Origin of the sequence: Nocardioides sp. (assembly GCF_024509035.1) — a bacterium.
GTDB lineage: Bacteria > Actinomycetota > Actinomycetes > Propionibacteriales > Nocardioidaceae > Nocardioides.
Genome location: NZ_JANINT010000444.1, coordinates 2632 through 16713, shown reverse-complemented (window position 1 = coordinate 16713; position 14082 = coordinate 2632). Strand labels below are relative to the sequence as shown.

Genomic DNA, 14082 nt, shown 5'->3' with positions numbered 1-14082 from the left:
TCGCCCCGCGCGTCGCCAAGGCCATCGTCAGCCCCGACGGCGAGGTCGTGCGTCGCTTCGACCCCAAGCCGGTCGGCAAGGTCGACGTCCCGCGGCACACGCTCGACTACATCGACTCCGCGCTCAAGGGAGTCGCCGCCAACCCGCACGGGACGATGAACTGGAAGCTGCAGGGCTTCCCGCTCGACAAGGTCGTCATCCGCGCCAAGACCGGGTCGGCCGAGGTCCACGGCAAGCAGACCACCGGGTGGGTCGCCTCCTACACCGATGACTACGTGGTCGTGATGATGATCAGCCAGGGCGGCACCGGCTCCGGCTCCGTCGGCGAGGGCATCCGCAAGGTGTGGGAGACGCTCTACGGCATCGACGGGCTCGACGTGGACCCCGCCCGCGCGGCGATCCCCGGTGTGTCACCGCCCGTGCGCCTGCCGACGTTCATGCAGGACGGCACGATCCTGCCGCCGGCTCGAAAGGACGACTGACGTGCGGACGCCCCGTCTCGACTGGATCCTGATGCTCGCGGTCCTCGGTCTCGTCACGCTCGGCACGCTCCTGGTCTGGTCGGCGACCAGCCACCGCGCCGACCTCACCGCGGGCGACCCCACGGCGTACCTGAAGAAGCAGGTCGTCAACGTGGTCATCGGCGTGGTGCTGCTCGTCGTCGTGCTGGCCACCGACCACCGCTGGGTGCGGATCGTGGCGCCCGTGGTCTACGCCGCCTCGCTCGCCGGCCTGGTGCTGGTGCTGACGATGGGCAGCACGATCAACGGCTCGCGGTCCTGGCTGCAGCTCGGCGGGATGTCCATCCAGCCCTCGGAGCTCGCCAAGCTCGCGGTCGTGATCGGCATGGCCCTGTGGGTCGCCGAGCGCGCCGACGCCCGGCGCGGGCGTCCTGGCGGTGCGCACGGCGACGTCGTCGGCATGCTCGTGATCGCCGGCCTGCCCGCTGCGCTGATCATGCTCCAGCCCGACCTCGGCACGATGCTCGTGCTCTCCGCGACCGTCTTCGGGGTGCTGGCCGTCTCCGGCGCGCCGCGCCGGTGGCTGGCGCTGCTCGCCGGCGGCGGGGTGACGGCGGCCGCCGCGGCGGTCGCCGCAGGGTTCCTCAAGCAGTACCAGGTCGATCGCTTCCTCGCGTTCACCGATCCGGACCTCGACCCCCGTGGTGCGGGCTACAACGTGGAGCAGGCGCGGATCGCCGTCGGCAACGGCGGCCTGTTCGGGCAGGGGCTCTTCGACGGGTCGCAGACGCGGGCCGGCTTCGTCCCCGAGCAGCACACCGACTTCGTCTTCACGGTGGCGGGGGAGGAGCTCGGCCTCGTCGGTGCCGGCGTGCTCATCGCGCTGCTGGCCGTGGTGATCTGGCGGGCGCTGCGGATCTCGGCGCGCACCGACGACGTCTTCGGGCGGCTGGCCGCCGCGGGCATCGCCTGCTGGTTCGGCTTCCAGGCGTTCCAGAACGTCGGGATGTGCCTGGGCATCATGCCGGTCACCGGCGTACCCCTGCCGTTCGTGTCGTACGGCGGCAGCTCGATGTTCGCGGGCATGCTCGCGATCGGGCTGCTGCAGAACATCCACGTCCGCTCGACCGCAACCGTGCCGGGGCGCTACACGATGGTCGAGCGGGCGCCTCGCCCGGCGCTCAGCCTCAAGGCCTGAAGGACGCCGCCCGTCCTCACGGGTTGACCGCGAGGAACACGAACGCGGCGAGCAGCACCAGGTGCACGTAGCCCTGCTGGGACTTCGCACGCCCCGGCACGACGGTCAGCACCGCGACGACCACCGAGATCACCAGCAGCACGATCTGCATGGGCTCCAGCCCCAGCGCCAGCGGGCCGTCCAGCCAGACCGAGGCCACGGCGATCACCGGGATCGTCAGGCCGATGCTGGCCATCGCCGATCCGTAGGCGAGGTTGAGGCTCGTCTGCACGTCGTTGCGCGCTGCGGCCCGCACCGCGGCGATCGACTCCGGCAGCAGCACGAGCAGCGCGATCACCACGCCGACGAAGGAGTGGGGGAAGCCGACCGCGTCGACCAGGTCCTCGATCGGGTAGGACTCCACCTTCGCCAGCCCGACGACACCGACGAGCGACAGTGCCAGGAGGGCCAGGCTGGTCAGTGCGACCCGGTTGCTCGGCGGGTCGGCGTGCCCGTCGGCGTCGTCGTCGCGCGGTCCGGGGCCGGTCTCGACCGGCAGGAAGAAGTCGCGGTGCTTGACCGTCTGGGTGAACACGAACAGCCCGTAGAGCGCGAGCGAGGCGACCGCGGCGAACGTGAGCTGCGCCGCGGAGAACTCCGGGCCCGGAGCGCTGGTGGTGAAGCGGGGCAGCACGAGCGTCAGGCTCGCCAGCGCGACCACCGTGGTCAGCGCCGAGCCGGCGCCCTCGGGGTTGAAGACCGCCAGGTGGTGCTTGACCGCTCCCACCAGCAGCGCGAGGCCCGCGATGCCGTTGAGCGTGATCATGACCGCTGCGAACACGGTGTCGCGAGCGAGCGCGGAGGTGTCGCCGCTGCCGGTGACCATGAGCGTGACGATGAGCGCGACCTCGATCACCGTCACCGCCACCGCCAGCAGCAGCGAGCCGAACGGCTCGCCGACCCGGTGGGCGACCACCTCGGCGTGGTGCACCGCCGCCAGGACGGTCGCGACGAGGAAGACCGCGATCACCGAGGCCGCCAGCGGTCCGGGGTGGCGGCCCCACGAGAGCACGAGCACGACCGTGCCGATTACCGGCGCCCACGTCGTCCAGTCCGGGCGGCGGGCGCTCGTCGTCCTCATGGCAGAAACCCTACGGATCGGTGGGGAGGGTCCCACTACCCTGGTTGCCGATGACAACCAACGACGCCGCGCCGGTCGACACGTCCGCGCACACGGGGGAGTACTCCCACCGCCAGGTGCTCACGATCCTCTCGGGCCTGATGCTCGGGATGTTCCTCGGAGCACTCGACCAGACGATCGTCAGCACCTCGATCCGCACGATCGCCGACGACCTCAACGGCCTCTCGGTGCAGGCGTGGGTGACCACGGCGTACCTCATCACCGCGACGATCACGACGCCGATCTACGGCAAGCTCGGTGACCTCTACGGCCGCAAGAAGCTGTTCATGTTCGCGATCACGGTGTTCGTGGCCGGCTCGGCGCTGTGCTCGTTCGCCGACTCGATGGTCCAGCTCGCGGCGTTCCGGGCCTTCCAGGGCCTGGGCGCCGGCGGCCTGTTCACGCTGGTGCTCGCGATCATCGGCGACATCGTCTCCCCGCGCGAGCGGGCCCGCTACACCGGCTACTTCATGGCGATGTTCGGCACCTCGAGCGTCCTCGGCCCGCTGATCGGTGGCTTCTTCGCGGGCCGCTCGACGATCCTCTCCATCGACGGCTGGCGGTGGGTGTTCCTCGTCAACGTGCCGATCGGCATCGCCGCGCTGTTCGTGGTCTCGGCGACCCTGCACGTCCACCACGTGCGTCGACAGGTGCGGATCGACTGGTGGGGTGCGGCGACCCTGAGCGTCGGTCTCGTGCCGCTGCTCGCCGTCGCCGAGCAGGGCCGCGACTGGGGGTGGGGGTCGCCCCGGTCGCTCACGGCGTACGCCGTCGGCGCCGTCGGCCTCATCGGCTTCTACCTCGCCGAGCGGGCGATGGGCGACGCGGCGCTGATCCCGCTGCGGATCTTCCGGATCCGCGCGGCCGCCGTCACGATCTCGGCCAGCGTCATCGTCGGCATGGCGATGTTCGGCGGCATCATGCTGCTGCCGCTCTACATGCAGATCGCGCACGGCGCGACGCCCACCGAGTCCGGCCTGCTGATGCTGCCGATGGTGCTCGGCATGATGACCGCCTCCATCGGCTCGGGGCTCGTGATCGCCCGCACGGGCCACGTGCGGCTGTTCCCGATCCTCGGCTCCGCGGTCATGGTCGTGGGCCTCGGCCTGCTGTCGTTCGCCGGCGCCGACACGTCGCTGGTGTGGATCGGCCTCGCGATGTTCGTGCTCGGCCTCGGGCTCGGCAACTGCATGCAGCCCCTGTTGCTGATCGTGCAGAGCGCGGTGCCGCCGACCGAGATCGGCGTGGCCACGAGCTCGGCGACGTTCTTCCGCCAGATCGGCGGCACGCTGGGCGTCGCGATCTTCCTCTCGGTCTTGTTCAGCAGCGTGGGGGGCAACATCGCCGATGCGATCGCCCACGACTCCACCACGCCCGCCTGGCAGCAGGCCGTCGCCGAGGGACACGGCCCGACCCCCGAGCTGGTCGCGCAGGTCCAGGACGACTCCTCGGTGATCGAGCAGATGGACCCGGTCATCGCGCACCCGTTCAAGGTCGGCTTCGCCGAGTCGATGGACCTGGTCTTCCTCTCGGCCGCCGGCGTGGGCGTGCTCGCGTTCCTCATCCTCCTGCTGCTGCCGGCCGTCGAGCTGCGGGCGACGTCGGCGAGCGCGGCCGCGCGCGCCGAGGTCGCGGACGGCCCGTGATCAGAGGTCGTGCTTGGATGGACGACATGAGCGACCACGAGATCGAGCCCGCCGTCGAGCGGGACATCGAGCCGGAGATCGCCGAGGCCGTAGAGAACGTGCGCAACCGCTACGGCGTGCACGGCCTCGAGGACCTCATCGCCCTCGCGGAGGCTGAGCTGCCGGCCGCCCGCGAGGCGCTCGCCGCGCTCGAGGAGCTGACTCCCGACCCGGAGTGAGTGATCCGGCGGGAGTTCGGCGCGGGCCCGCGGGCCGACGTACGCTGGATCCTTCGCCCACCTGTCGACAGTTGTCCTGCGAGGTTGTTCAGATGTCCGCGTCCGCGAACGTCCACCCGTCTGTTGTGCCGCAGTCGGTCTTCCCCCGGCTCGAGCCCCGGCTCCCGTCGGTCTCCAAGCCGATCCAGTACGTCGGCGGCGAGCTCAACTCGACCGTGAAGGACTGGGACTGCGGAGCCGCCACGTCCGAGGGCGAGACCGTGCGCTGGGCGCTGATGTACCCCGACGCCTACGAGGTCGGCCTGCCCAACCAGGGCGTGCAGATCCTCTACGAGGTGCTCAACGAGCGCGACTGGATCGTCGCCGAGCGCACCTACGCCGTGTGGCCCGACATGGAGCGCGTGCTGCGCGAGGGCGATGCCCACGGACCGATCCCGCAGTTCACCGTCGACAGCCACCGGCCGGTGCGCGCCTTCGACCTGTTCGGCGTCAGCTTCTCCACCGAGCTCGGCTACACCAACATGCTCAACGCCGTGGACCTCGCCGGCATCCCGCTGCACGCGGTCGACCGCGGTGACGACGACCCGATCGTGCTCGCCGGTGGGCACGCGGCCTTCAACCCCGAGCCGATCGCGGACTTCGTCGACGCGGCCGTGCTCGGTGACGGCGAGGAGGTCGTGCTCGCGATCTCCGAGGTGGTCCGCGAGTGGAAGGCCGAGGGCCGCCCGGGCGGCCGCGACGAGGTGCTGCGCCGGCTCGCGGTCAGCGGCGGCGTCTACGTGCCCCGCTTCTACGACGTGGCCTACGCCGAGGACGGCACCATCGAGGCCGTCGTGCCCAACCGGCCCGGCATCCCGTTCCGGGTCCGCAAGCACACGCTGATGGACCTCGACGCGTGGCCCTACCCGGCCAAGCCGCTGGTGCCGCTCGCCGAGACGGTGCACGAGCGGTTCTCGGTCGAGATCTTCCGGGGCTGCACCCGCGGCTGCCGGTTCTGCCAGGCGGGCATGATCACCCGGCCGGTGCGCGAGCGGTCGATCCGGACCATCGGCGCCATGGTCGAGAACGGCATCCGCAAGTCCGGCTTCGAGGAGGTCGGCCTGCTGTCGCTGTCCAGCGCCGACCACACCGAGATCGGCGAGGTCGCCACCGACCTGGCCGACCGCTACGAGGGCACCAACGTCTCGCTCTCCTTGCCGTCGACCCGCGTGGACGCGTTCAACATCACCCTCGCCAACGAGTTCTCCCGCAACGGCCGCCGCTCGGGGCTGACGTTCGCTCCCGAGGGCGGTTCGGAGCGGATGCGCCGGGTGATCAACAAGATGGTCACCGAGGAGGACCTGATCCGCACCGTGGCAGCGGCGTACTCCCACGGCTGGCGGCAGGTGAAGCTCTACTTCATGTGCGGCCTGCCCACCGAGACCGACGAGGACGTCCTCGCGATCGCCGACCTGGCGAAGCGGGTGATCGCCAAGGGGCGCGAGGTCTCCGGGCGCAACGACATCCGCTGCACGGTCTCGATCGGCGGCTTCGTGCCCAAGCCGCACACGCCGTTCCAGTGGGCCGCCCAGCTCGACCCCGAGACCACCGACGAGCGGCTGAAGAAGCTGCGCGACGTGGTCCGCGAGGACAAGCGGTTCGGCCGCGCGATCGGCTTCCGCTACCACGACGGCAAGCCCGGCGCGATCGAGGGACTGCTCTCGCGCGGCGACCGCCGGGTCGGCGCGGTCATCGAGCAGGTGTGGCGCGACGGCGGCCGCTTCGACGGCTGGAGCGAGCACTTCTCCTACGAGCGCTGGGTGGGCTCCGCCGAGAAGGCGCTGGCCGGCACCGGCGTCGACCTGGACTGGTACACGACCCGCGAGCGGGAGTACGACGAGGTCCTCCCGTGGGACCACCTCGACTCCGGTCTCGACAAGGACTGGCTGTGGGCCGACTGGGAGGACGCGCTCGCGGCCGCCGACGGCTCCGACGTCGAGGTCGAGGACTGCCGCTGGACGCCCTGCTACGACTGCGGCGTCTGCCCCACCATGGGCACCGACATCCAGATCGGCCCCACCGGCCAGCGCCTCCTGCCCCTCAGCGTCGTCTGAGGGGCGCGGGCGCCCACCGCGCGGTGGCCCCGACCCCGGGTCACCGCGAGCCCGCGAGCTGGTCCTCGACGTACATCGGACGGCCGACGTACGCCGCGAGGGCGAACAGCGGCAGGGCGAGCAGGAGCAGCATCAGCAGCGGCGCGTTCCACCCGTCGGTCGCGTCGTGGACCACGCCGACGAGGAACGGTCCGACGGCGGCGACCAGGTAGCCCATCGACTGGGTGAACGCCGAGAGCGCGGCGGTGCCCTCCGGGCTGTGGGCGCGCAGGCCGATCAGGGTGAGGATCAGCGGGAACGTCACGGTCCCGATGCCGACGACCAGCGCCCAGAGCGGCGCGAGCGAGTACGGCGCCAGCATCAGGCCGACGTACCCGACCGGGTACGCCGCGATGACGGCGAACAGCACCCGGCGCGGGTCGGCGCTGCGGGCGAGGACGTTGGGCAACCACAGCGACAGCGGGATGCTCGTCCCCGCGATCACGCCGGCGAGCAGGCCGGCGATGCCCGCCGAGTAGCCGCTGTCGCGCCACAGCTGGGCGAACCAGCCGAAGATCGCGTACGCCTGCAGCGACTGCAGCCCGAAGAACAGCGCCATCGCGACACCGAGCGGCGTGCGCGCGACCGCGCCGAAGGTGATCGTCCGCCGGGCGCGCTCGAGGTGGCGGTCGTGGGCGATCAGCGAGATCCACGGCACGGCGGCCAGCACGGCCAGCACCGCCCACGCCCCGAGGCCGGCGCGCCAGCTGTCGAACCCGTGCGAGATCGGCACCGTCAGCACCAGCGCCGCGGTGAGGCCGATCGAGAGCGCGGTCGTGTAGATGGCCGTGACCCGGCCGATGTGGTCGGGGAAGTGCAGCTTCACCAGCGAGGGGAGCAGCACGTTCGTCATCGCCATCCCGCCCAGCGCCACGAGCGAGAGCACCAGGAAGACCGCCTCGCTGTGCGTGACGGCGCGGCCCGCGAGGCCGGCGATCGCGGCGAGGATCGCCACCAGCGTGACCCGGTGGACGCCCACGGCTCGAGCCGCCGCCGGCGCGAGCGCTCCGAAGACCGCGAAGGCGATCACCGGCAACGAGGTGAGCAGTCCGGCCATCGGTCCGGACATCGAGAAGGAGTCGCGCACCTCCGCCAGGACCGGGCCGACGCTCACGGCGGTCGGGCGCAGGTTGAAGGACAGCAGGACCAGGCCGACGAGGACGAGTGCCGACGTACGTCGGGCGGAGGTGCTCACTCGCCCCATCCTCCCATCCGGGTGTCGGCGCGGGCGGGCAGGATGTCGGTCATGCGAGTGGTGAGCGACGCCGAGCGCCGGGCGCGACTGGGACGGCGGCACGCGTTGGCCCCTGGCCACCGCGCCACCGACCCGGACGCGGCGACCCGGGCGATGACCGTGCTGCACTCCACCGAGCCCGCCACGGTCTACCTCTCCTTGTGGGCGCGGGTCGACGGGCTCTCGGTGGCCGACATCGACCGTGCGCTCTACGCCGACCGCACGCTGGTCAAGCAGCTCGCGATGCGCCGCACCCTGTTCGTCTTCCCACGCGACCTGCTCCCGGCGGCGTGGGGCAGCGTCTCGGCCCGGGTCGCGAGCACGCTCGAGGGGCCACTCGCGAGGGTGGTCCAGCAGGCCGGACTCGCCTCCGACGGCGCCGCCTGGCTCGCGACCGCCCGCACTGCCGTCCTCGCCCGTCTCGCCGACGGCACGGAGCTGTCCGCGCAGGAGCTCCGCGAGCAGGTGCCCGAGCTCGCCGGCCGCCTCGACATCGGCAAGGGCAAGTACGCCGCCAACGTCTCCGTCGCGCCGAGGGTGCTGACCCAGCTGGGCGTCGAGGGGCTCATCGTGCGCGGTCGCAACGACGGCCACTGGCGCACCTCGAGGCCGCGATGGGCGGCGATGGCGACCTGGCTCGGCGCGGTCCCGGAGGCCATGAAGGAGCGAGAGGGCTACGCCGAGCTGGTCCGGCGCTGGCTCGGGACCTTCGGTCCGGGCACCGAGACCGACCTGGTCTGGTGGCTCGGCTCGACCAAGGGTGCCGTCCGCGCCGCCCTCGCCGACCTGGGGGCGGTCCAGGTCTCCCTCGAGGCCGGGGGAGAGGGGTGGGTGCTGCCCGACGACCCGCTGCTCGAGGAGCCCGAGCCGCCGCTCGCGCCGTGGGCGGCTCTCCTCCCGGTCCTCGACCCGACGGTCATGGGCTGGAAGGAGCGCGCCTTCTACCTCGGCCCGCACGCCTCGATGCTCTTCGACACCAACGGCAACGCCGGCACCACCGCGTGGTGGGAGGGCCGGGTCGTCGGCTGCTGGGTGCAAGACCCCGACGGCGTGGTGGTGGTCCGGCTGCTCGAGGAGGTCGGCGCCGACGGTGTCGCGGCGCTGGAGGCCGAGGCGTCCCGGCTGACGGCCTGGCTCGACGGCGACCGGGTCAGCACCGTCTACCCGTCGGCGGCGATGAAGACGGCTCTGTCGCCGTAGGACCCGGCTGAGCAGTGTCCTAGCCTGGGCCGGTGCGTGACCAGCCCGAGCAGCAAGCCCCGCCCGTCCAGCGTCTCCGGATCCGCTACGCCAAGCGCGGCCGACTGCGCTTCACCAGCCACCGCGACTTCAGCCGCGCGTTCGAGCGCGCCATCTTCCGGGCCCGGGTGCCGATGGCCTACTCCTCGGGCTTCAACCCCCATCCCCGCATCTCCTACGCGGGCGCGGCGCCCACCGGCGCGGCCAGCGAGGCCGAGTACGTCGAGATCGGGCTCGCCGAGGTCCAGGACCCCGAGGTCGTGCGCCGGGCGCTCGAGGAGTCGCTGCCCGACGGGCTCGACGTCGTCGACGTCGTCGACGTGGTCGAGGCTGCGGGCGGCTCGCTCGCCGACCTCCTCGAGGCGAGCCACTGGCTGCTCGACCTCGAGGTCGATCCCGAGCAGGCCCGCTCCGCGGTCGAGGCGTTCCTCGCGGCCGAGAGCGTGTCGGTGCAGCGGATGACCAAGAAGGGGCTGCGCGAGTTCGACTGCCGTGCCGCGGTGGTCGCACTGTCGGCCGAGCCGCGGGAGGGCGGCGCCCGGCTCGACCTCGTGCTGCGCCACGGCGTGCCCTCGGTCCGCCCCGACGACGTGCTCGCCGGGCTGGCCTCCGTCGGCGGCCTGACGACCGGCGGCGCGCCGCTGCTCACCCGCCTCTCCCAGGGGCCTCTCGACCCCGGGACCGGTGAGATCGGCGACCCGCTGCGCATGCGAGGGTGACGACCCTCGCGCCGAGGTGTGCGATACTCCCAGTGATCGGCCCGGACACCCTGTTCGGAACGATCCGACGACGTTCTCGCCGGCCCACCCAGGGTCGGCACGCTGGTTGGACGTTCGTCTCACCAGACCGCGACGCGGCCCGGTAGGTCGGTGACAGCGACCCACCGCGAGTCCTCAGGACACAGGCCATGCGACCGCGGCAGGCGAGACGACGTGCACCGGTGACGCACCGCGGAGGGTGTCGCCGCCACACGACAGGCTTTGCGTCGCCGGCTCTGAACACCCGGGCGGGCGACGTCGGACTCGCCCGAGCGCCCAGCGCGCGGGCCTAGGAGCACACAGATGCCCGACGACCTCCAGCCCGGAGCAGAACCCACCGACGTCCCGGCGGCGTCCGACGGGGCGCCGGAGGCGCCCACCGAGCGCCCGGCGAAGAAGGCGGCGGCCAAGAAGGCCCCCGCGCGCAAGACCGCGGCGAAGAAGACCGCGAAGAAGGCGGCCGCACCCGCCGACGCGCCGGCCGACACGCCTGCGGCTGCGGGCGACGTCTCGCTGCCGGCGCCGTCGGGAGACGCCGTGCTCGACCCGGCCGCCACCGACGCGCCGGCGAAGAAGGCCACCGCCAAGAAGGCGGCGAAGAAGGCCCCGGCCAAGAAGGCCACCGCCAAGAAGGCCACCAAGAAGGCCGCAGCGGTGCCCGTCGAGGCACTCGACAGCAGCGCCACGCCGCCCCACGGTGACGCGCTCGCCGAGCCCGGTGCCGAGCTCTCCGTCGAGCCGTCCGTCGAGTCGGCCGCGGCGCCGGCCGTGCTGTTCCAGGCACCCGAGCCCGCGAAGAAGGCGACCAAGAAGGCCGCCGCGAAGAAGACGGCCGCGAAGAAGACCACCGCGAAGAAGGCCGCCACCAAGAAGGCCGCCGTTGCGTCGTCCGCCCCGGACGGGGAGGACCTCGAGGCTGTCGAGGACGCCGAGGCCACCACGCCGGTCGAGGGCGTCGACGCCGAGGGGGCCGGCGACCAGGGCACAGACCAGACCGACGAGCAGACCGACGAGCAGGACGACACCGACTCCGAGGGCGAGACCGGGGAGGGCACCGCACGCCGCCGGCGCCGCCGCGGTGGTCGCCGGCGCCGCAAGGCATCCGACTCCGGAGAGGGCGCGGGCGACGCCGAGGGCTCGGGTGACGCCGCCGACGGCGCCGAGCGGGGTGAGTCCACCACGGAGGCCGGCGAGCAGGGTGAGGAGCAGGGCGGCGAGCAGTCCGGCGAGCAGTCCGGCGAGGGCAGCTCGCGTCGCCGCCGGCGCCGCCGCCGCTCGGGCGACGACACCGGTGCGGGCGACGACGCCGAGGGCACCACCACCACCCGGGTCCGCAGCCGCCGCTCGGCCGAGGACGAGATCACCGCGGTCTCCGGCTCGACGCGCCTCGAGGCCAAGAAGCAGCGTCGACGCGAGGGCCGGGAGGCCGGCCGCCGCCGGGCCCCGATCGTGAGCGAGGCCGAGTTCCTCGCCCGCCGCGAGTCGGTGGACCGCGTCATGGTCATCCGCCAGCGCGAGGACCTCACCCAGATCGGTGTCCTCGAGGACCGGGTGCTGGTCGAGCACTACGTCGCCCGCGAGTCGCAGACCTCCCTGATCGGCAACGTCTACCTCGGCCGGGTGCAGAACGTGCTCCCCTCGATGGAGGCGGCGTTCATCGACATCGGCAAGGGCCGCAACGCGGTGCTCTACGCCGGTGAGGTCAACTGGTCGGCGCTGGGCCACAAGGACGGCCAGCCCCGCAAGATCGAGTCCGTGCTCAGCTCGGGCCAGTCCGTGCTGGTGCAGGTCACCAAGGACCCCATCGGGCACAAGGGCGCCCGCCTGACCAGCCAGATCAGCCTGGCCGGCCGGTTCCTCGTCTACGTCCCCGACGGCACGACGAGCGGCATCTCCCGCAAGCTGCCCGACACCGAGCGCAACCGGCTCAAGGCACTGCTCAAGGAGATCGTGCCCGACACCGCGGGCGTGATCGTCCGTACGGCGGCCGAGGGCGCCAGCGAGGAGGAGCTGACCCGCGACGTCGAGCGGCTCAAGGCCCGCTGGGAGGACATCGAGGGCAAGGCCAAGGGCAGCGCCCCGCAGCTGCTCTACGGCGAGCCCGACCTCACGCTCAAGGTCGTTCGCGACCTGTTCACCGAGGACTTCTCCAAGCTGGTCATCCAGGGCGACGACGCCTGGGACACCGTCCAGGGCTACGTCCAGCACGTCGCACCCGACCTCCAGGACCGCCTCGAGCGCTACGACCCCGGGCCCGACGGTGCCGGTGGCAAGGCCGACGTGTTCGCGGAGTACCGCATCGACGAGCAGATCTCCAAGGGCCTGGACCGGAAGGTCTGGCTGCCCTCGGGTGGCTCGCTGATCATCGACCGCACCGAGGCGATGACGGTCGTCGACGTCAACACCGGCAAGTTCACCGGCTCGGGCGGCAACCTCGAGGAGACCGTCACCAAGAACAACCTCGAGGCCGCGGAGGAGATCGTCCGCCAGCTCCGGCTGCGCGACATCGGCGGCATCATCGTCGTCGACTTCATCGACATGGTGCTGGAGTCCAACCGCGACCTCGTGCTGCGTCGTCTGGTCGAGTGCCTCGGCCGCGACCGCACCCGCCACCAGGTGGCCGAGGTGACCTCGCTCGGTCTCGTGCAGATGACCCGCAAGCGGATCGGCACCGGCCTGCTCGAGGCCTTCAGCGAGAACTGCGAGCACTGCCAGGGCCGCGGCGTCATCGTCCGCGAGGCTCCCGTCGAGCCCAAGCGGGGCGACGAGGAGTCCCGGCGTGGCGGTGGCGGTGGCGGTGGCGGTGGTGGCCGCCGCAGTCGCGGTCGCGGACGCGGCTCCGACCAGGACAGCGGTGCACCGGCGAGCCCCAAGCCGCCGACGCCCAAGGACCTCGCCGCGATGGCGCGCCCCGAGGGCCCCGAGGCTCCTGAGGGCCCCGAGCGGGCCGAGGACGAGGGTCACGACAGCACCGAGGCACCGACGCCGCCGGTCGCTGCCGAGGAGACCCCGGAGCGGCCGAGCGTCGAGCCGGTCGAGGCCTCCCAGCCCGTCGAGCCGACGGCGGAGGGTACGACCAGCGCCCCTGCCGCCCCGAAGGTGGTCACCCGCACCCGCCGGCGCAGCGCGAGCCGTCCAGCCGGGACGCCGACCCCGGTCGGTGAGCCCGCCGGCGAGCAGGCCGCCGTCGCGCCGATCCTCGACGCCCCGGCAGCCGACCTCGAGCCGGCCGGCGCGTCGGTGGCCGAGCCGGTTGTCGAGCCGGTTGTCGAGCCCGTGGTCGAGCCGGTGGTCGAGGCCGTCCTCGAGCCCCAGGAGGCGCCGGCCGAGGAGACCGTCGCCCCGGAGACCGTTCCGGAGCCGCCGAAGGTCGTGACCCGCACCCGGCGCCGCGCTGCGAGCCGGCCCGCCGGTCCGCCGGTGGCCGAGGCCCAGGTGAGCCCGGTCGCCGACACCGCGCCTCCGGGCGCGATCGGCAGCGTCGGCGCGCCGCCCGTCACGGGGACGGTGGAGCCCGGGACGGCCGTGACCGAGCCCGGCGACGCCGCGGTCGAGCAGGAGACGATCGAGCACGTCCCGGTGAAGAAGAAGGGCTCGCGCAAGCGCTGAGGGCTCAGGCGCCCGCTCCTGGGCTGCGGTTTTGCCGATGGGGAGCGGGGTCCGTAGTATGGATCCTCGGTGCGTCCAGGCGTGCCTGTCCCTGTGTGGCGCCGCGGTGCGTGTGCCCCAGGTCCCGGACGCAACACACAGACACCAGAAACACGACGAAGGAGACCGCGGTGTACGCGATCGTGCGCGCAGGCGCCAAGCAGCAGAAGGTTGCCGTGGGCGACGTCATCGAGATCGACAAGGTCGCCACGGCGGTCGGTGATTCGGTGAAGCTCCCGGCGGTCCTCGTCGTCGACGGCGAGTCCGTCACCTCGGACGCGAAGGCGCTCGACAAGGCGTCGGTGACGGTCGAGGTCCTCGGCGCCACCAAGGGGCCGAAGATCGTCATCCAGAAGTACAAGAACAAGACCGGCTACAAGAAGCGCCAG

At 72.4% G+C, this 14082-nt stretch carries 11 protein-coding genes; 9 read left to right on the top strand and 2 right to left on the bottom strand.

Annotated features, from left to right (window positions below):
- Nucleotides 1-482: penicillin-binding transpeptidase domain-containing protein (locus tag Q0L15_RS24195; RefSeq protein ID WP_296607410.1), on the top strand; the 482-nt coding region annotated here is incomplete at its 5' end.
- Between the two features lies 1 nt (nt 483).
- Nucleotides 484-1659, top strand: coding sequence for a rod shape-determining protein RodA (gene rodA, locus Q0L15_RS24190; protein ID WP_296607409.1), 1176 nt, complete (start codon nt 484-486; stop codon nt 1657-1659).
- Nucleotides 1660-1675: 16 nt separating this feature from the next.
- Here the strand turns inward: rodA and Q0L15_RS24185 are convergent, their stop codons facing one another.
- Entirely contained in the window at nt 1676-2779 is a 1104-nt protein-coding gene (locus Q0L15_RS24185) for an ionic transporter y4hA (protein ID WP_296607408.1), read from the bottom strand.
- A 50-nt stretch (nt 2780-2829) separates the two neighbouring features.
- Between Q0L15_RS24185 and Q0L15_RS24180 the strand changes: the two genes are divergently transcribed.
- The 3 genes from Q0L15_RS24180 to Q0L15_RS24170 all read left to right on the top strand — a co-directional run bounded on the left by Q0L15_RS24180 (nt 2830) and on the right by Q0L15_RS24170 (nt 6775).
- Nucleotides 2830-4464, top strand: a complete 1635-nt coding sequence (locus tag Q0L15_RS24180; RefSeq protein WP_296607407.1) for an MDR family MFS transporter — start codon at nt 2830-2832, stop codon at nt 4462-4464.
- A 26-nt stretch (nt 4465-4490) separates the two neighbouring features.
- Nucleotides 4491-4682: a hypothetical protein gene (locus tag Q0L15_RS24175; RefSeq protein ID WP_296607406.1), complete on the top strand. Its 192-nt coding sequence runs from the start codon at nt 4491-4493 to the stop codon at nt 4680-4682.
- A 92-nt stretch (nt 4683-4774) separates the two neighbouring features.
- Complete coding sequence (locus Q0L15_RS24170) at nt 4775-6775, top strand: TIGR03960 family B12-binding radical SAM protein (protein WP_296607405.1); 2001 nt, start codon at nt 4775-4777, stop codon at nt 6773-6775.
- Between the two features lie 40 nt (nt 6776-6815).
- On the opposite strand, the gene Q0L15_RS24165 is transcribed toward Q0L15_RS24170, so the two are convergent.
- Nucleotides 6816-8009, bottom strand: a complete 1194-nt coding sequence (locus Q0L15_RS24165; RefSeq protein WP_296607404.1) for an MFS transporter — start codon at nt 8007-8009, stop codon at nt 6816-6818.
- 51 nt (nt 8010-8060) lie between these two features.
- Between Q0L15_RS24165 and Q0L15_RS24160 the strand changes: the two genes are divergently transcribed.
- The 4 genes from Q0L15_RS24160 to rplU all read left to right on the top strand — a co-directional run.
- Nucleotides 8061-9248, top strand: a complete 1188-nt coding sequence (locus tag Q0L15_RS24160) for a winged helix DNA-binding domain-containing protein (RefSeq protein WP_296607403.1) — start codon at nt 8061-8063, stop codon at nt 9246-9248.
- 32 nt (nt 9249-9280) lie between these two features.
- On the top strand, nt 9281-10006 hold the full coding sequence (locus tag Q0L15_RS24155) for a TIGR03936 family radical SAM-associated protein (RefSeq protein ID WP_296607402.1): 726 nt from the start codon (nt 9281-9283) through the stop codon (nt 10004-10006).
- Nucleotides 10007-10348: 342 nt separating this feature from the next.
- The gene (locus Q0L15_RS24150; protein WP_366939651.1) at nt 10349-13654 is read left to right on the top strand and encodes an Rne/Rng family ribonuclease; all 3306 of its coding nucleotides are present in this window, start codon (nt 10349-10351) and stop codon (nt 13652-13654) included.
- A 170-nt stretch (nt 13655-13824) separates the two neighbouring features.
- Nucleotides 13825-14082: 50S ribosomal protein L21 (gene rplU, locus Q0L15_RS24145; protein ID WP_296607401.1), on the top strand; the 258-nt coding region annotated here is incomplete at its 3' end.